The sequence below is a fragment of the Streptomyces sp. NBC_00247 genome (genome assembly GCF_036188265.1).
GTDB lineage: Bacteria > Actinomycetota > Actinomycetes > Streptomycetales > Streptomycetaceae > Streptomyces.
Window position 1 is genome coordinate 2346658 of the sequence record NZ_CP108093.1, and the last position, 16933, is coordinate 2363590.

The window sequence follows — 16933 nt, forward strand, 5'->3', positions numbered from 1 at the left end:
TGACGCCGGGGGTGGGGCGCGGAGCGGCCGGGTGCCACCCCCGGCGTACGGGGCTCCCGCGCGGAGCGTGTGACGGTCCGCACCCCCCTGTACAGGCTGCTACGCGCGTAGATATGCTCCTCTGGTGACCATGCCCACCACTGCACCCGCATTCTCCGGCGCGACCGCGTCCGACGGTGCGTTGCGCCGCTTCCTGCACGGGCTGCCCGGCGTCGACGCCGTCGGCCTGGAAGCGCGCGCCGCCTCGCTCGGCACCCGGTCGATCAAGACGACGGCCAAGGCGTACGCCATCGATCTCGCCATCTCGATGATCGACCTGACGACGCTGGAAGGCGCGGACACCCCGGGCAAGGTCCGGGCGCTGTGCGCCAAGGCCCTGCATCCCGACCCGACCGACCGGACGACCCCGCGCACCGCCGCGGTCTGCGTCTACCCCGACATGGCGGCGACCGCCGTCGCCGCGCTGGCCGGCTCCGAGGTGAAGGTGGCGTCCGTGGCGACTGCCTTCCCGGCCGGCCGCGCGGCGCTCGACGTCAAGCTCGCGGACGTCCGCGACGCGGTGGCGGCCGGGGCCGACGAGATCGACATGGTGATCGACCGGGGCGCGTTCCTGGCCGGCCACTACCTCAAGGTGTACGAGGAGATCACGGCCGTGAAGGCCGAGTGCGGCACCGCCCGCCTCAAGGTCATCTTCGAGACCGGCGAGCTCTCCACGTACGACAACATCCGCCGTGCCTCCTGGCTCGGGATGCTGGCCGGGGCCGACTTCATCAAGACGTCGACCGGCAAGGTGGCGACCAACGCCACCCCCGCCAACACCCTGCTGATGCTGGAGGCCGTCCGCGACTTCCGGCTCCAGACCGGTGTCCAGGTCGGGGTGAAGCCCGCGGGCGGTATCCGCACGACCAAGGACGCGGTCAAGTTCCTGGTCCTGGTCAACGAGACCGCGGGCGAGGACTGGCTGGACAACCACTGGTTCCGGTTCGGCGCCTCCGGCCTGCTGAACGACCTGCTGATGCAGCGCCAGAAGCTCAGCACCGGCCGTTACTCCGGCCCCGATTACGTGACGGTGGACTGATCCCCATGGCATCTGCATTCGAGTACGCGCCCGCCCCCGAGTCGCGGTCGGTCGTCGACATCGCACCCTCGTACGGCCTGTTCATCGACGGCGAGTTCACCGAAGCCGCCGACGGCAAGGTCTTCAAGACCGTCTCGCCGAGCAGCGAGGAGGTCCTCTCCGAGGTCGCCCGCGCGGGCGAGGCGGACGTGGACCGCGCGGTCCGGGCGGCCAGGAAGGCGTTCGGGAAGTGGTCGGCGCTGCCGGGCTCCGAGCGCGCCAAGTACCTCTTCCGGATCGCCCGGATCGTCCAGGAGCGCAGCCGCGAGCTGGCCGTCCTGGAGACGCTGGACAACGGCAAGCCGATCCGGGAGACCCGCGACACGGACCTCCCGCTGGTCGCGGCGCACTTCTTCTACTACGCGGGCTGGGCCGACAAGCTGTCGCACGCCGGTTTCGGCGCCGATCCGCGCCCCCTGGGCGTGGCCGGCCAGGTCATCCCGTGGAACTTCCCGCTGCTGATGCTGGCGTGGAAGATCGCCCCGGCGCTCGCCGCCGGCAACACGGTGGTCCTCAAGCCCGCCGAGACCACCCCGCTCTCCGCCCTGTTCTTCGCGGACATCTGCCGCCAGGCGGGTCTGCCGAAGGGCGTCGTCAACATCCTCACGGGGTACGGCGACGCGGGCGCGGCCCTCGTCGCGCACGAGGACGTGAACAAGGTCGCCTTCACCGGCTCGACCGCCGTGGGCAAGGCCATCGCCCGGCAGGTCGCGGGCACGGAGAAGAAGGTCACCCTGGAGCTGGGCGGCAAGGGCGCCAACATCGTCTTCGACGACGCCCCCGTCGACCAGGCGGTCGAGGGGATCGTCACCGGCATCTTCTTCAACCAGGGCCAGGTCTGCTGCGCGGGCTCCCGCCTGCTGGTGCAGGAGTCGGTGCACGACGAGGTGCTGGACGCGCTGAAGCGGCGGCTGTCCACGCTGCGCCTCGGCGACCCGCTGGACAAGAACACCGACATCGGCGCGATCAACTCCGCCGAACAGCTCTCCCGGATCACCGCGCTCGCGGACACGGGCGAGGCGGAGGGCGCCGAGCGCTGGACCGCGCCGTGCGAACTGCCCGGCTCCGGCTACTGGTTCGCCCCGACGCTCTTCACCGGTGTCACCCAGGCCCACACGGTCGCCCGGGACGAGATCTTCGGCCCGGTGCTCTCGGTGCTGACCTTCCGCACCCCGGACGAGGCCGTCGCGAAGGCGAACAACACCCAGTACGGCCTCTCGGCGGGCATCTGGACGGAGAAGGGCTCCCGCATCCTCGCGGTGGCGAACAAGCTCCGGGCGGGCGTCGTCTGGGCCAACACGTTCAACAAGTTCGACCCCACCTCGCCGTTCGGCGGGTACAAGGAGTCGGGCTACGGCCGCGAGGGCGGCCGCCACGGCCTGGAGGCGTACCTCGATGTCTGAGCACGGATCGACCAACGGCTCCGCCGAGCGGCGCCTCGGCGTCTTCAAGACCTACAAGCTGTACGTCGGGGGCAAGTTCCCCCGTTCCGAGAGCGGCCGGGTGTACGAGGTGACCGACTCCAAGGGCACGTGGCTGGCGAACGCCCCGCAGTCCTCCCGCAAGGACGCCCGGGACGCGGTCGTCGCCGCGCGCAAAGCGTTCGGCGGCTGGTCCGGCGCGACCGCGTACAACCGCGGCCAGGTCCTCTACCGCGTCGCCGAGATGCTGGAGGGCCGCCGGGATCAGTTCGTCCGCGAAGTGGCCGACGCCGAGGGGCTGTCGAAGTCCAGGGCGGGGGCCGTGGTGGACGCGGCGGTGGACCGCTGGGTCTGGTACGCGGGCTGGACCGACAAGATCGGCCAGGTCGTGGGCGGAGCCAACCCGGTCGCCGGGCCGTACTTCAACCTGTCGACGCCGGAGCCGACCGGTGTGGTCGCGGTGCTGGCGCCGCAGCGCTCGTCGTTCCTCGGGCTGGTCTCGGTGATCGCCCCGGTGATCGCGACGGGCAACACCGCCGTGGTGGTCGCCTCCGCCGCCGCCCCGCTGCCCGCCCTCTCGCTGGGCGAGGTGCTGGCCACCTCGGACCTGCCGGGCGGAGTGGTGAACCTGCTCTCCGGTGCCACCGCCGAGCTGGCGGCTCCGCTCGCGGCGCACCAGGACGTCAACGCCGTCGACCTCACCGGTGCGGACGCCACGCTGGCGAAGGAGCTGGAGATCGCGGCGGCGGACAATCTCAAGCGCGTACTGCGTCCACAGGCTGTGGACGGCGCGGCGGAGCCCGACTGGACCGCCGATCCGGGCACCCACCGGCTGACGGCGTTCCTGGAGACCAAGACGGTCTGGCACCCCACGGGCGCGCTGGGCGTCTCCGGGTCGTCCTACTGACGGTCGCGCCGACGCCCCACGGCTTCGCGGGGGCGTGGACGTACGCGCACGGCGGGGCCGGATCTCCCGGAGACGGGGGGTCCGGCCCCGGCGCGTCACGGGCCGTCGTGGGCCCGCGTGATCAGTGCGCGCCGGTGATCAGCCCGGTGACCTGGCCCACCACGGGAAGGTCGCGGAGCGCGCCGCCGTCCGTGAGGTGATGGGTGACCAGGGCGGTGGAGACCGGCTTGAAGTCGGCCACCTGCGTGCCGACGGCGTTGTCCAGCGGGTCGGTCCCGGTCTTGGCCAGCGGGTCGAGCTGGAGCGCGGTGACGGGAGCGAGGCTGTTCGACAGCGCGCCGGTCAGCGCGGGCAGGGCCGCGTCGGTCACCGCCGACACGGCAGCCTCCGCGCTGTCGCCCGCCTCGGTCACGGCCTCGGGCGTGGCCGCCTGCGCGGACGCGGCGCCCGCGCCGAGGGCGGCGCCCATCGCGGTGACGGCCAGCCCGGCGCGCAGCAGGACGTGCCGCGAGGGCTTGGTTCGTGCATGACGTGCCATTTTTCCCACCTGATCGACTTCGTTGCGGTAGTCGTGCGTGCGCGCAGAGTAGTGGAGATGTGATGCTCGATACCAACAGGACTCCCGAGGGGTCCCCTGCTCGGGTCATGCCTCACACTTTTGTTCTGTGAGTTCCCAACCGATCCCGACGCGCGTCGTCCTGCTGGCAGGCCCCTCCGGCTCAGGGAAGTCCTTCCTCGCCGCACGTACCGGTCTCCCGGTGCTCCGGCTGGACGACTTCTACAAAGAGGCCAACGATCCGACCCTGCCCCTGGTCACCGGCAGCACGGACATCGACTGGGACTCCACCGCGTCCTGGGACATGGAAGCCGCCGTCACCGCCGTCGCGGAACTCTGCCGCACCGGCCGCACCCGGGTACCGGTGTACGACATCTCGATCAGCGCGCGCACCGGCAGCGAGGTGCTGCACATCGACCGCTCGCCGCTCTTCGTGGCCGAGGGCATCTTCGCGGCGGACATCGTCGGACGCTGCCAGGAGCTGGGGCTGCTCGCCGACGCGATCTGCCTGCGCGGGCGCCCCGCGACCACGTTCCGCAGGCGGCTGCTGCGGGATCTGCGCGAGGGCCGCAAGTCGGTGCCGTTCCTGCTGCGGCGGGGGTGGCGGCTGATGCGCTCGGAGCGCCGGATCGTGGCCCGTCAGGCGGAGCTCGGCGCCCACCCGTGCGGCAAGGAGGAGGCGCTCGGCCGCCTGGCCGCCGCCGCCGCGGGCCGCTGCCGCCGCACCCCGGCGGGAAGCGGCGCCGCGTAGAAAACGTACGTTCGCACCGGAAGCGGGGCCGGCGCAGGGGCGGCGGGAACGACGGACGGGGCCGTACCGGCCCCCCAGCCCGTACGACCCCGCCGTTCCCCCGTCGCCCGCCGTTTCCCCCCGGAGCGGCGGGCCCCGTCGTTCCCCCGTAGCCTCAGGCCACCAGCTCGCCGAAGGACTCCTTCTCGTCACGTCCGAAGCTGAGGACCTCGTCCTCGCGCAGCCGGCGGAGCGACCGCCAGATGCTGGACTTCACCGTGCCGACACTGATGTCGAGGATGGCCGCGATCTCCGGGTCGGTGCGCCCCTCGTAGTAGCGCAGGACCAGCATGGTGCGCTGGAGTTCGGGCAGCCGGGCGAGCGCCTGCCAGAGCACCGCGCGCAGCTCCGTGCCGCGCATCGCGTCCGAGTCTCCGACCGTCTCCGGCAGTTCCTCGGTCGGGTACTCGTTGAGCTTGCGCCGCCGCCAGGCGCTGATGTGCAGGTTGGTCATGGTGCGGCGCAGGTAGCCCCCGACCGCGGCTTTGTCGCTGATCCTGTCCCACGCCCGGTACGTCGAGAAGAGGGCGCTCTGCAGCAGGTCCTCGGCCTCGAACCGGTCGCCGGTCAGGTGGTAGGCGGTCGCGTACAGGGAGGCGCGGCGCTCCTGGACGTAGGCCGTGAACGCCGCTTCGGCGTCCTCGACCGGCGCCTGGGGCGTCCGCTCCCCCGTGATGCCCTCCCCGTACGCGCTTCCCCCGTGTCCCCCGTACGTTCCCCCGTACGTGCCCGGTCCGTCCCCCGTGACATCGGCAACCGCCGTCGTGGCCGGGTGCTGACGCCCGGTGCTGCGAACGCACCCCCGCCCGTTCACCGCACCGGACTTGTCCGGACCCCGTCCGATGTCGTGGAGACGCGTGACAACCGCGCTTGAGCTGGTGCGTTGCAGTTGCAGTGCGTTCATCGTGCGCCTCCCCGTCGGTGGAGTCCGTTCGAACCGTGTGCCATTGAGTCTGGCCGCGCAGTTTCACGCCACTGTCCGCCGACTGTCACAGAGCTGTCACAGGCCTCGTGGGGTCGTAACCGTCACAACCGAGGGTTGTCCGGGGCCACTCACGCAACTGAAGTGCCTCCCGGCGGTCGAACTGGGGCACCCCATGGGACAGAATGGCGTCCGTGCCTTTCCTGTTGCTGATCGAGGACGACGACGCCATCCGCACGGCCCTCGAACTCTCGCTGTCACGCCAGGGCCACCGAGTGGCCACCGCGGCGACGGGAGAGGACGGCCTGAACCTTCTCCGGGAACAGCGGCCCGACCTGGTCGTGCTCGACGTGATGCTGCCGGGCATCGACGGTTTCGAGGTCTGCCGGCGCATCCGCCGCACCGACCAGTTGCCGATCATCCTGCTGACCGCGCGCAGCGACGACATCGACGTCGTGGTGGGTCTGGAGTCGGGCGCCGACGACTACGTGGTGAAGCCCGTGCAGGGCCGGGTGCTGGACGCGCGCATCCGCGCGGTACTCCGGCGCGGGGAGCGGGAGTCGACGGACTCGGCGACCTTCGGGAGCGTGGTCATCGACCGTTCCGCGATGACGGTCACCAAGGACGGGGCGGACCTCCAGCTGACCCCGACCGAACTGCGGCTGCTGCTGGAGCTGAGCCGCAGGCCCGGACAGGCCCTTTCCCGGCAGCAGTTGCTGCGGCTGGTGTGGGAGCACGACTACCTCGGCGACTCGCGCCTGGTGGACGCGTGCGTGCAGCGGCTGCGCGCGAAGGTGGAGGACGTACCGTCCTCGCCGACGCTCATCCGTACGGTGCGGGGCGTGGGCTACCGGCTGGACTCGCCTCAGTGAGTGGACGTGCCGGGCGCGGAGTCCGTGCGGGACTCCGCTGGAGCAGCCTCCGGCTGCGGCTGGTCGTGGTGTTCGGCCTGGTGGCGCTGACCGCGGCGGTGTCCGCGTCGGGGATCGCGTACTGGCTCAACCGCGAAGCGGTGCTGACCCGTACTCAGGACGCGGCGCTCGGGGACTTCCGGCGGCAGATGCAGAACCGGGCGGCGGCACTGCCGTTGCAGCCGACCAAGGACGATCTCCAGTCCGCCGCCGTGCAGATGGCGGACAGCGGGCCGGGTTACGCGGTGCTGCTGGAGGACGAACGGGACGGCGGGAAGCCGATCGTCGGCTACTCGGACCTGGACTCCTTCACCAAGGTGGACGTACCCGAATCGCTGGAGCGCCAGGTGTCCGCCCAGCAGCGGCTGACCTCGGGCAACACGTACCCGTACCACCTGTTCTGGCAGCGTACGAGCATCGACGGCACCCCGTACCTGGTGGCGGGGACGCGGATCATCGGCGGCGGCCCGACCGGCTACATGCTGAAGTCGCTCGACCAGGAGCGCCAGGACCTCAACTCCCTCGCCTGGTCGCTGGGTATCGCCACCACGCTGGCGCTGATCGGCGCGGCACTGCTCGCGCAGGCGGCGGCGACGACCGTGCTGCGGCCGGTGCAGCGGCTCGGCGAGGCGGCGCGCAAGCTGGGCGAGGGGAAGCTCGACACCCGGCTGGTGGTCTCCGGCACGGACGAACTCGCCGAGCTCTCCCGTACGTTCAACCGGGCGGCCGGTTCGCTGGAGAAGAAGGTCGCGGACATGAGCGCGCGGGAGGAGTCCAGCCGCCGGTTCGTCGCCGACATGTCGCACGAACTGCGTACCCCGCTCACCGCGATCACCGCCGTGGCCGAGGTGCTGGAGGACGAGGCCGACAGCCTGGACCCGATGATCGCGCCCGCCGTGCATCTGGTGGTGAGCGAGACCCGGCGGCTGAACGACCTGGTGGAGAACCTCATGGAGGTCACCCGCTTCGACGCGGGCACGGCCCGGCTGGTCCTGGACACGGTGGACGTCGCCGACCAGGTCACGGCCTGCATCGACGCCCGGGCCTGGCTGGACGCGGTGGAGCTGGACGCGGAGCGCGGCATGATGGTGCGGCTCGACCCGCGCCGGCTCGACGTGATCCTGGCGAATCTGATCGGCAACGCGCTCAAGCACGGTGGTTCACCGGTGCGGGTGCGTGTACGCACCGAGGGTGAGGAACTGGTCATCGAGGTTCGCGATCACGGGCCGGGGATCCCCGAGGACGTGCTGCCGCACGTCTTCGACCGGTTCTACAAGGCGAGCGCGTCCCGCCCGCGCTCCGAGGGCAGCGGCCTCGGGCTGTCGATCGCCATGGAGAACGCGCTCATCCACGGCGGCACCATCTCCGCGGCCAACTCCCCGGACGGGGACGGCGCGGTGTTCGTCCTGCGGCTCCCCGACGACGCCGAGGACGAGAGTGTCACGAACGACGTGCGCGGTGCGGGCGACGGCACCGACGGCGAGGAGTCGTGAGGCGGCGTACCGGCCGGGGGGAGCCGGGAGGCGTGCCCGGGACGGGTGACCCGCGTCCGGGCGGGCGGCCGGGGGGCGGGCGCCGCCCGTTCACCGCGCTGGTCCTCGCGGTGGCGGCCACCGCGCTGGCCGCCGGATGCGGCATCCGGTCCACCTCGGTACCGGTGGACGCCGGAGCCGCTCCCTCCCGGGTGCCCTGCCGCACCGCGGGTACGGGCTCCGGGGCGCAGACGGCCGACGACCGGGTGCGGGTGTACCTGGTCTGCGCGTCGGAGCTGGTGGCGGCCGACCGGACGATCGCGGACACCGACCGTCGCGGTGGCCGCCTGGGCCTGGCCCGGGCGCTGCTGGCGCAGATCCGGCAGACGCCGCTCTCCGGTGAGCGGCGGGCCGGATTCACCACCGCCGTCCCCTCGGACCTGACCGTGGGGGAGGGCATCGACGACGACCCCGCCGGCGCTCTGCGGCTGAGCACCCAGCCGGAGGACCTGTCCGCCGAGGCGCTGGCCCAGGTGGTGTGCACGTTCGCGGAGGAGACCACGCTCGTGACCGGCGGCGGAGTGCTGCTCGGCGGGCCGAGCGACGGCTACGCCCCGCGGGCCTATCTCTGCACGGAGGAGACGAAGGCCAGGCCGCAGAACGTACCGACCCTGAGCACGCCGTCACCCCGGTGAGCCCAACGGTGTCCGTGGCCCGGTGAGCCCGCGCCCCGGCGGCCCGGCGGCGCCCGTCACCCCGGTGAGCGCGTCGGCCGCCCGCCGCGGCGCTGCGCGGCCGGTGGGGATGCTGGGGTGCGCGGGGCGCCTGGGGCGTGGCGGGGGCGCACGTTTCGTGGTCTGCGCCACTTCCCGCCGTTTGCCCGGAACCGTTCCCTCGTGGCGGGACGTCTAGGGGGGCGTGCGTCAAGGTCCCGGCGGTAAGGCCGTCACCCTGTTCCGCGTGGTGGGGTTCACGCTTCTCCTCGCGCATCTCGTGATCGTCGGGTGGCTGACGCTTCGCCCCCTGGACGTCCCCTGGATCACCGCCGCGAACTTCACGCCGCTGGACGGCATCAAGGCGGACCTCGCGCTCGGCCCGGCCGCCGCCGTGCGGCGCATCGGCGCGGGGTTGCTGCTGCTGGCGCCGCTCGGGTTCCTGCTGCCGATGGCCGACGCGCGGCTCACCGTCTCCCCGTGGGCTTCGCTGGTCCGGACGACCGCCGCGGGCGCGCTGATATCCCTCGCCATCGAGCTGGGGCAGACCGGGGTGCCCGGACAGGTGGTCGACATCGACTCGCTGCTGCTGAACACGGCCGGCGTGCTGCTCACGCACCTGCTGGTGGTGCCGTTCGTCCGGGCCAGGCTGCGGCAGCGGCGCCGGCCCGCCTCCGCGGGCGAGGGCGCGGAGCGGGCCGACGGGACCCCTCAGGGCGCGACCCCGACGATTACCAGGGTCGGGGTCGCACCGTAGAGGGAGGCCCCTTCCCGGTGGTGGAGCGACCATGGATACATCGGGAGCGCCGCAGCGGCTGCTCCCCGGACGGTTCACCGAGGAGTCCACCATGGCCGGATTGGTTCGCCCCCGCGACGGACGCATGATCGGCGGAGTGTGCGCGGCGCTGGCACAGCGCTTCGGCACCTCCGCGACGACCATGCGCGTCATCTTCCTGGTCTCGTGCCTGCTGCCCGGTCCGCAGTTCCTGGTCTATCTGGCGCTGTGGATACTGCTCCCCGGGGAGAAGTCCTCCTCGTCGGGCACCACGTCCGCGACGGCCTGGTGACGCGGGTACGACGGGGGCACGACGAGCACGGCACCGAGCACGCGGTGGGGCACCCGGCCTGACAGGCCGGGTGCCCCACTGGCGTTTCCGCGGCCCTGTCGGGCGCCGGTTCAGCCGCCGATCGGGAGGCCGTTCGCGGTCAGCCCCTTGGTCGGCAGTCCGCCGAGCAGCTGGGTGACGGGCTTGGCGGCGTCGGTGGCCTTGCCGCCGAGGAGGCTGCCGGTGGTCTCCTTGACCGGGAGGGTCGACGCGGTCTGGCCGAGGTTGGCCAGCGCGTCGGTGGAGATGGGCAGGGAGGAGCCCGCGTCGAGCGGGAGCGCCGGGGCGGCGGACGCGCTGCCGGCTGCGGCAGCGGCGAAAGCGGCACCGAGAGCGGCGACACCGAGGATGCGGGCGGAGGAGAGCTTCATGACATTCATCCTTGGGGAAAGGGGATGCGAGCGGCTCTGCAAACTAGTCACCCCGCTCCCCGCTCCGCAAATGGCGCGACACGCGGAAAAGGGCCGGGAAATGTTTTCCCCGGCCCTTTCGGAACATGTGTGTTCAGCTCTGTTCGAGCGAGGAAACGCTGGTCGCGGCGGTCTGGCTGAACAGCCATGCGGACTTCAGTTCGGCGTATCCCGGCTTGACCACGTCGTTGATCATCGCGAGACGTTCATCGAAAGGAATGAATGCTGATTTCATCGCATTGACGGTGAACCACTGCATGTCGTCGAGCGTGTATCCGAATGTCTCGGTCAGTCGCTCGAATTCCTGGCTCATGCTGGTCCCGCTCATCAGGCGGTTGTCGGTGTTGACCGTGGCACGGAAGTGCAGGGTACGCAGCAGACCGATCGGGTGCTCCGCGTAGGAGGAGGCGGCACCGGTCTGGAGGTTCGAGGTGGGGCACAGCTCCAGCGGGATGCGCTTGTCGCGTACGTAACCCGCGAGGCGGCCGAGCGTGACCGAGCCGTCCTCGGCGACCTCGATGTCGTCGATGATCCGGACCCCGTGGCCGAGCCGGTCGGCGCCGCACCACTGGAGGGCCTGCCAGATCGACGGGAGGCCGAACGCCTCGCCGGCGTGGATGGTGAAGTGGTTGTTCTCCCGCTTGAGGTACTCGAAGGCGTCCAGGTGGCGGGTGGGAGGGAAACCGGCCTCGGCGCCCGCGATGTCGAATCCCACGACCCCGGAGTCCCGGTAGCGGTTGGCGAGTTCGGCGATCTCCAGAGAGCGGGCGGCGTGCCGCATCGCGGTGAGCAGCGCGCCGACCCGGATGCGCCGGCCGGCCTCGCGCGCCAGCCGCTCCCCTTCGCGGAAGCCGTCGTTGACCGCCTCCACGACCTCTTCGAGGGTGAGGCCGCCGGTCAGGTGCTGCTCGGGGGCGTACCGCACCTCGGCGTAGACGACGCCGTCCTCGGCGAGGTCCTGGGCGCACTCGGAGGCGACCCGGCGGAGCGCCTCGCGGGTCTGCATGACGGCGCAGGTGTGGGCGAAGGTCTCCAGGTAGCGCTCCAGCGAACCGGAGTCGGCGGCCTCGCGGAACCAGGTGCCCAGCTTGCCGGGGTCGGTCTCCGGGAGGTCCTCGTACCCCTGCGCCAGGGCGAGTTCGACGATGGTGCCGGGGCGCAGCCCCCCGTCGAGGTGGTCGTGGAGGAGCACCTTCGGGGCGCGGCGGATCTGTTCGGCGTCGGGAACGTCACGGAGCTGGCTCGTCATCTGCGCACTCTAACGCCTACGCGCGTAGATCGCCGAGTGAAGATACGTAACAGAGACCGTGCGGACAGGTGGAGTACACCCGCGCTTCTGAGAATGTTCTGTCATGGCAACGCGCGCGCTTCCCACGCCCACCGCCCGGCTCGGACGGACCGTCCGGGCCTCGGGACCTTCCTCGGAGGTCGGCGGTGTCGTCCTGCTGCTCCCGGACGGAGCCGTCGAATCCCACCGCCGGCCCTCCCCCTTCACCTACGCCGGCCAACTCCCCTTCGCCCGCGCCCTGGCGAGAGCCGGCCGCGAGGACGGGCTGACGGTGCACGTCCTGCACTACCGCCACCGCGGCTGGAACGCCCAGGACGCCGACCCGGCGGCGGACGCCGAGTGGGCGGCGGACGAGGTGGTGCGCCGCTACGGCGACGTGCCGGTCTGCCTCGTCGGCCACGGCATGGGCGGCCGGGCGGCCCTGCGCGCGGCCGGACACCCCGCGGTCTCCGCCGTACTGGCGATGGCCCCCTGGCTGCCGGCGCGGGCCGGAGCTCCGGCGCGTACCGGACCGGAGACGGCCGCCGAGCCGGTGAAGCAGCTCGCGGGGCGCCGGGTGCTCATCGTGCACGGCACCAACGACTCCCACACCGACCCCGAGCTCTCCTTCCGGCTGGCCTCCCGCGCCAAGAAGGCCAACCGGGACATCTGCCGCTTCGAGGTCCACTCGGACGGCCACGCGCTCCGTCAGCACCGGGCCGAAGTGGTGGCGCTGGCCTCCGACTTCGTCCAGGGCTCGCTCTTCGCCCGCTCCTACGCCCGGCCGGTCGCCGACGCGCTGGCCGCGCCGCCGCCGCTCGGGCTGCGGATGCCGCTGGCCGCCGGCTTCGGGCAGTCGCTGCGGCACTGAGGACTCCCGGGAGGGTCATGGGGGCGGGCGTCCCGGGCGGGGCCGCCGGTTGCTTCCGGGCCGCCGGACCCGGCCGGTCAGTCCGGCAGCAGGTGGCCGCGGCGGGAGATCAGGAACTGCTTGAAGGCGGCGACGGGCGGGGTGTCCGGGTGGCCGTCCAGCCAGGCGACGCCGATCTCGCGGACCGCGCGCGGGGCGGTGACCGTCAGTTCCACGACCCCGGGGCGGGCGACGGCGGGCGGCGGCAGGAGGGCGACGCCGAGGCCGGCGGCGACCAGCCCGCGCAGGGTCTCCGCCTCCTCCCCCTCGAACGCGACCCTGGGCACGAACCCGGCCTCCGCGCAGAGGTCGTCGGTGATCCGCCGCAGGCCGTACCCCGGCTCCAGGGTCACGAAGGTCTCGTCGGCGGCCTCCGCCAGCCGGATCCTGCGGCGGGAGGCCAGCCGGTGGTCGTCGGGGACGACGAGCCGCAGCCGCTGCTCGTCCAGCCGGCGGGCCACCAGGTCGGGCGCGTCGGGGACGGGCGAGGTGAGGCAGAGGTCCAGCCTCCCCGCCCGCAGCCGCTCGATCATCGCCTCCCCGTAGTTCTGCACCAGCTGGAAGCGGACACCCGGGTGGTCGACCCGGAAGGCGCGGATGAGGGCCGGTACGGTCTCCGAGCCCATGGTGTGCAGGAACCCGAAGGCGACCTTGCCGGAGGCCGGGTCGGCGTCGGCCCGGACGGAGTCGGCGGCCTTCTCCACCTCGGCCAGCGCGCGTTCCGCCGAGCCGAGGAAGGTACGCCCGGCGGGGGTGAGGGAGACGGTCCGGCCCCGGCGCGCGAACAGGGCGACCCCGAGGTCCTGTTCGAGGCGGACCATGGCCCGCGACAGCGAGGACTGGGGCACCTGGAGCTCCTGCGCGGCCCGGGTGACGTGCTCGTGGCGGGCGACCGCCTCGAAGTACGCGAGCCGGGGCGCGAGGACCGCGCGAATGTCTTCTTCGTAACTGCTCGGTGACAGTCGGGGCTGTGAGCTGCGGTCATGCACCATGGGAACGATTATCGCGGTTTCATGCATTGGACGCATCAAACGCACCGGCCTACCGTCGCGGTATGCCTCCTGCCAGTACCGGGGCATCCACCGTCGCGGTGGATGCCTCCGCACAGCCCGTTCCGCACACGTCCGCCCCGGCCGTCGCGTCCGCTCAGCCCGTCGCGGCCACCGCGCCCGTGACGCCCGCCGACTCGCGGCTCGAACCCGGTCGTCCCGGCTACCGCCGCATGAGCTTCGGGCTCTTCGCCGCCGGGGTCGCGACCTTCGCCCTCCTCTACTCCACCCAGGCCCTGCTGCCCTCGGTCTCCGCGTCGTTCGGCGCCACGGCCGGACAGGCGAGCTGGACGGTCTCCGCCGCGACGGGGGCACTGGCGCTCGCCGTGCTGCCGCTGAGCGCGCTCTCCGAGCGCTTCGGCCGCCGCCAGATGATGACGGCCTCGCTCACCATCGCCGTCACGATCGGCATGCTGGTGCCGTTCGCCCCCTCGCTCGCCACCCTGATCGCCCTGCGCGCGGTGCAGGGCGCGGCACTGGCCGGGCTGCCCGCCTCCGCGATGGCCTTCCTGGCGGAGGAGGTCCGGCCCAAGGCGCTGGTCGCCGCGATCGGCCTGTTCGTGGCGGGCAACAGCATCGGCGGCATGAGCGGCCGCATCCTGACCGGCTGGATCGCCCAGCTCTGGGGATGGCGGGTCTCGCTCGGCGCGGTCGGCCTGCTGGCCGTGGGCTGCGCGGTCGCCTTCCACCTGCTGATGCCCCGGGCACGGCACTTCGTCCCGGGCTCGCTGAACCCGAGGGCGCTGGCGCGTACGGTCGGCGGGCACCTGTCCGACCCGCTGCTGCGCCGCCTCTTCCTCATCGGCGGGCTCTTCATGACGGTCTTCGGCGCCGTCTACACGGTGATCGGCTACCGGCTGGTGGCAGCCCCGTTCCATCTCCCGCAGGGCGTGGTCGGCTCGATCTTCCTCGTCTACCTGGTCGGTACGGTCTCCTCCGCCGCCGCGGGCCGCCTGGTCGGCCGCCTGGGCCGCCGGGGCGCCCTCTACCTCGCCGTCTCCACCACCGCCGCCGGGCTGCTGCTCTCGCTCTCCGACCAGCTGGCCGCGGTGCTGCTCGGCCTGGTCCTGATCACGGCGGGGTTCTTCGCCGGCCACGCGGTCGCCTCCTCCTCGGTGAGCCGTACGGCCACCACGGGCCGCGCCCAGGCGTCGGCGCTGTACCAGTCCGCGTACTACCTCGGCTCCAGCGCGGGCGGCACGCTCGGCGCGGTCGCCTTCCACGCGGGCGGCTGGACCGGCACGGTCGGGCTCGGGCTCCTCGCCGTGGCCGGCGTCGTCTCGGTGACCCTGCACGGGTCGCGGTGCGCGCGGGCCGAGCGCAGGGCGCACGCGCGGCACGCGGGGATGGCCGTCGCACGCTGAACCGCGCGGCCCCACGTCCCGCCGCCACATCGGTGGGCGTCCCCGGACAACCCCGACTCCCCTTCGCTTGTCAGATGAGTGACCAATCTGGCGCGAGCAAAGGGGAGTTGGCGCGCATGGACAGCACAGCGAACTCAGGAACCACACCGGTCACGAGAGTCACGGCGCCACCGGCGGCCGTACGGAGAACCCGGCGGCGGCGCGTGGGGGTGCTCTCGGTCGCCGGGCTGGTGGCCGCCCCCGCGCTGGTGCTCACGACGGGTACGGCCGCCGAGGCCGCCTCGTGCACCACGTCGAAGGGGCCCTACCAGAAGCAGGTCGAGAAGTTCCTCGGGCGGCCGGTCGACGGCAAGCAGTCCACGACCGACTGCAAGGCGATCCAGAAGTTCCAGAAGACGCACGGGATCACGCCCACCATCGGCTACGCGGGGCCGATCACCTGGCGCACCATGAACACCATGCTGGCCCAGAAGGCGGCGGGGAAGAACCCGGACAAGGCGAAGAAGTGCCCCGTGAACAAGGGGCGGATCGCCTGCGTCGACCTCACCCGGCAGCTGAGCTGGATCCAGGACGGCGCGAAGCTCGTGTACGGACCGGTGCCCGTACGGACCGGCCGCGACGGTGCGGAGACCCGTACCGGCGCCAAGAAGATCTACTGGCGGCACGCGAACCACTGGTCGACGATCTACCACGTGTGGATGCCGTACTCGCAGTTCTTCGACGGCGGGCAGGCGTTCCACTCGGTCACCAAGTCCATGTGGAACCCGCCCGGCTCGGGCGGTTGCGTCAACATGCGCCCCGCCGACGCGAAGGCGTACTGGAACCTGCTGCGCAACGGCGACGACGTCCACGTGTACGGGCGCAAGCCCGGGACCTGAGCGGTTGTGCGCTTCCCGCCCGCTTGTCCGTGCGCTGCGGTAACTTCCTGACGTGCGGGGACGGTGTCACAGCGCGACAGGGGCAGAGCGATGGGTGATCTCACGACGACGGCGGGCGCGACCGGGGACGCGAAGGCCGAAAAAGCGGGGGCCACGAGCGACGGCGCAAGCGTCGAAAGCCGACTGGAGGGACACCGGGTCGAGCTCACCGGGTACTGCTACCGGATGCTCGGCTCGGCGTTCGAGGCCGAGGACGCGGTCCAGGACACCATGGTGCGCGCCTGGCGCAACTTCGAGAAGTTCGAGGGGCGTTCGTCGCTGCGCTCGTGGCTGTACCGGATCGCGACCAACGTCTGCCTGGACATGCTGACGGCGGGCAACAAGCGTGCCCGCCCCGTCGACCTGTCCGGACCGACCCCGCTCGCCCGGACCGCGCTCAACCCGCTGCCGGACGACACCTGGCTGGAGCCGATGCCGGACGGCCGCGTCCTCCCCTCCCCCGCCGACCCGGCGGAGGCGGCCGTCGCCCGCGAGTCGGTGCGTCTCGCCTTCGTCGCGGCGCTCCAGCACCTGCCGCCCAAGCAGCGGGTGGTGCTCATCCTGCGCGAGGTCCTCGCGTGGAAGGCGTCCGAGGTCGCCGAGCTGCTCGACGCCTCCGTCGCCTCGGTGAACAGCGCCCTCCAGCGGGCCCGTGCCACCCTGGCCGAGGCCGGGGAGCGCGGCCCCGACACCGCCGACCCGCTCGACGAGGAGCAGCGCAGACTCCTGGAGCGGTACGTCGCCGCCTTCGAGGGGTACGACATGAAGGCGCTCACCGCGCTCCTCCACGAGGACGCCGTGATGACCATGCCGCCGTTCGACCTCTGGCTCCGGGGGCACGACGACATCACCGGCTTCATGCTCTCCTTCGGCGCGAGCTGCGCGGGCTCCCGGCTGGTGGCCACCGCCGCCAACGGCACCCCGGCCTTCGCCCACTACAAGCCGAACCCGGACGGGCCGGGGTTGGTGCCGTGGGCGCTGCAGATCATCGACATCCAGGACGGCGCGATCACCGCGATGCACTGCTTCCTGGACACCCGGCGCTGGTTCCCGCTGTTCGGGCTGCCGGACAGCCTGGACGCCGACGGGAAGTAGGAGCCG

At 72.2% G+C, this 16933-nt stretch carries 18 protein-coding genes; 13 read left to right on the forward strand and 5 right to left on the reverse strand.

Translation table 11 applies throughout. The features are described 5' to 3' along the window. Window positions 1–130: 130 nt before the first annotated feature. Genes deoC through OHT52_RS09735 form a run of 3 tightly spaced genes read left to right on the forward strand, consistent with a single transcriptional unit; the run spans window position 131 to window position 3445 of the window. A complete protein-coding gene (deoC, locus tag OHT52_RS09725; protein ID WP_328719729.1) occupies window positions 131–1078 on the forward strand; it encodes a deoxyribose-phosphate aldolase in 948 nt (315 codons plus the stop codon). Window positions 1079–1083: 5 nt separating this feature from the next. Continuing rightward, window positions 1084–2520, forward strand: a complete 1437-nt coding sequence (locus OHT52_RS09730) for an aldehyde dehydrogenase family protein (protein WP_328719730.1) — start codon at window positions 1084–1086, stop codon at window positions 2518–2520. Next, window positions 2513–3445 (forward strand): aldehyde dehydrogenase family protein, encoded by a 933-nt coding sequence (locus OHT52_RS09735; RefSeq protein ID WP_328719731.1) that lies wholly within the window; start codon window positions 2513–2515, stop codon window positions 3443–3445. The genes OHT52_RS09730 and OHT52_RS09735 overlap by 8 nt, the downstream gene beginning before the upstream one ends. A gap of 121 nt (window positions 3446–3566) precedes the next feature. Here OHT52_RS09735 and OHT52_RS09740 read toward each other — a convergent pair whose 3' ends face one another. Next, window positions 3567–3983 (reverse strand): hypothetical protein, encoded by a 417-nt coding sequence (locus tag OHT52_RS09740; protein ID WP_328719732.1) that lies wholly within the window; start codon window positions 3981–3983, stop codon window positions 3567–3569. A 127-nt stretch (window positions 3984–4110) separates the two neighbouring features. On the opposite strand from OHT52_RS09740, the gene OHT52_RS09745 reads away from it, so the two are divergent. Continuing rightward, window positions 4111–4752, forward strand: coding sequence for a uridine kinase (locus OHT52_RS09745; protein WP_328719733.1), 642 nt, complete (start codon window positions 4111–4113; stop codon window positions 4750–4752). A 154-nt stretch (window positions 4753–4906) separates the two neighbouring features. Here the strand turns inward: OHT52_RS09745 and OHT52_RS09750 are convergent, their stop codons facing one another. Then, entirely contained in the window at window positions 4907–5695 is a 789-nt protein-coding gene (locus tag OHT52_RS09750) for a SigE family RNA polymerase sigma factor (RefSeq protein ID WP_328719734.1), read from the reverse strand. A gap of 212 nt (window positions 5696–5907) precedes the next feature. On the opposite strand from OHT52_RS09750, the gene afsQ1 reads away from it, so the two are divergent. From afsQ1 to OHT52_RS09775, 5 genes are all read left to right on the forward strand, one after another. After that, window positions 5908–6585, forward strand: coding sequence for a two-component system response regulator AfsQ1 (afsQ1, locus tag OHT52_RS09755; RefSeq protein ID WP_328719735.1), 678 nt, complete (start codon window positions 5908–5910; stop codon window positions 6583–6585). Then, entirely contained in the window at window positions 6582–8117 is a 1536-nt protein-coding gene (locus tag OHT52_RS09760) for a HAMP domain-containing sensor histidine kinase (protein ID WP_328719736.1), read from the forward strand. Before afsQ1 ends, OHT52_RS09760 begins: the two co-directional genes overlap by 4 nt. Before the next feature lie 32 nt (window positions 8118–8149). After that, window positions 8150–8791 (forward strand): hypothetical protein, encoded by a 642-nt coding sequence (locus OHT52_RS09765; protein ID WP_443046537.1) that lies wholly within the window; start codon window positions 8150–8152, stop codon window positions 8789–8791. Window positions 8792–9014: 223 nt separating this feature from the next. Continuing rightward, window positions 9015–9566 (forward strand): VanZ family protein, encoded by a 552-nt coding sequence (locus OHT52_RS09770; protein WP_328719737.1) that lies wholly within the window; start codon window positions 9015–9017, stop codon window positions 9564–9566. 91 nt (window positions 9567–9657) lie between these two features. Continuing rightward, window positions 9658–9876 carry a PspC domain-containing protein gene (locus OHT52_RS09775; RefSeq protein ID WP_328723678.1) on the forward strand — a complete coding sequence of 73 codons (219 nt, stop codon included), beginning with the start codon at window positions 9658–9660 and terminating at the stop codon, window positions 9874–9876. A gap of 110 nt (window positions 9877–9986) precedes the next feature. Here OHT52_RS09775 and OHT52_RS09780 read toward each other — a convergent pair whose 3' ends face one another. Then, on the reverse strand, window positions 9987–10286 hold the full coding sequence (locus OHT52_RS09780) for a hypothetical protein (protein ID WP_328719738.1): 300 nt from the start codon (window positions 10284–10286) through the stop codon (window positions 9987–9989). 133 nt (window positions 10287–10419) lie between these two features. Then, window positions 10420–11574: an adenosine deaminase gene (locus OHT52_RS09785; protein WP_328719739.1), complete on the reverse strand. Its 1155-nt coding sequence runs from the start codon at window positions 11572–11574 to the stop codon at window positions 10420–10422. Between the two features lie 103 nt (window positions 11575–11677). On the opposite strand from OHT52_RS09785, the gene OHT52_RS09790 reads away from it, so the two are divergent. Continuing rightward, window positions 11678–12463, forward strand: coding sequence for an alpha/beta hydrolase (locus OHT52_RS09790; protein WP_328719740.1), 786 nt, complete (start codon window positions 11678–11680; stop codon window positions 12461–12463). A gap of 77 nt (window positions 12464–12540) precedes the next feature. Here the strand turns inward: OHT52_RS09790 and OHT52_RS09795 are convergent, their stop codons facing one another. Further along, the gene (locus OHT52_RS09795) at window positions 12541–13494 is read right to left on the reverse strand and encodes a LysR family transcriptional regulator (RefSeq protein WP_328719741.1); all 954 of its coding nucleotides are present in this window, start codon (window positions 13492–13494) and stop codon (window positions 12541–12543) included. A gap of 62 nt (window positions 13495–13556) precedes the next feature. Here OHT52_RS09795 and OHT52_RS09800 point away from each other — a divergent pair, with 62 nt between their 5' ends. The 3 genes from OHT52_RS09800 to OHT52_RS09810 all read left to right on the forward strand — a co-directional run bounded on the left by OHT52_RS09800 (window position 13557) and on the right by OHT52_RS09810 (window position 16927). Further along, window positions 13557–14915 (forward strand): MFS transporter, encoded by a 1359-nt coding sequence (locus OHT52_RS09800; protein WP_328719742.1) that lies wholly within the window; start codon window positions 13557–13559, stop codon window positions 14913–14915. Window positions 14916–15031: 116 nt separating this feature from the next. Beyond that, window positions 15032–15793: a L,D-transpeptidase family protein gene (locus OHT52_RS09805; protein ID WP_328719743.1), complete on the forward strand. Its 762-nt coding sequence runs from the start codon at window positions 15032–15034 to the stop codon at window positions 15791–15793. Between the two features lie 90 nt (window positions 15794–15883). Beyond that, window positions 15884–16927, forward strand: coding sequence for a sigma-70 family RNA polymerase sigma factor (locus OHT52_RS09810; protein ID WP_328719744.1), 1044 nt, complete (start codon window positions 15884–15886; stop codon window positions 16925–16927). Window positions 16928–16933: the final 6 nt, after the last annotated feature.